The 655-nt window shown below is 75.1% G+C and carries 1 protein-coding gene; it reads left to right on the top strand.

Going from position 1 to position 655, the window contains the following annotated elements; genetic code table 11:
• The coding region (locus tag B7L92_RS42000; protein ID WP_497590773.1) for a GlnX family signal transduction membrane protein at nt 1-655 on the top strand (655 nt) is incomplete at its 3' end.

The raw sequence follows: 655 nt of genomic DNA, 5'->3' as shown, positions 1-655 counted from the left end.
CTGCGCAGGCGGTCCGCGCCCCCGCCGCCGGAGCCCCGCCGCACCGCCTTCGCCGAGGGCGCGGACCGCCTGCGCAGAGCCGCCACCACCGAACCCGGCCGCCTCCGCATCATCGGCGCGGTCCTCGCCGCCCTCGTCCTCGCCTTCGGCGCCGTCACCGCCTGGCAGACGACCGACCGCGCGGCCGCCGCCGACGCCGTCCTCACCAGCAGCCAGCCGCTCACCTCGGACGCCGCCGACATCTACCGCTCCCTCGCCGACGCCAACACCGCGGCCTCCAGCGGCTTCCTGGCGGGCGGTCAGGAGACCGCCGCCTCCCGGGACCGCTACGAGAAGGGCATCCGCACCGCCGCCGACAAACTCGTGGGCGCCGCGGCCAACTCCGAGCCCGGTTCCCCGTCCGCGGAGGCGATCGCCCGGCTCAACCGCCTGCTCCCCGAGTACAAGGGCCTGGTGGAACGCGCCCGCACCTACAACCGCCAGGGCTTCCCCGTGGGCGGCGCCTACCTGCGGTACGCGAACGAGAAGATGCAGAAGGAGATGCTCCCGGCGGCGGAGGACCTCTACAAGAAGGAGAACCAGCGCCTGAGCGCCGACTACGCGGACGCGACCCCGTACCCCTGGGCCGCCATCGCCCTCGGCCTCCTCGCGCTGG

Source organism: Streptomyces viridosporus, from assembly GCF_002078235.1.
Classification (GTDB): Bacteria; Actinomycetota; Actinomycetes; order Streptomycetales; family Streptomycetaceae; genus Streptomyces; species Streptomyces viridosporus.
This window is presented reverse-complemented; position numbering and strand designations above follow the sequence as displayed.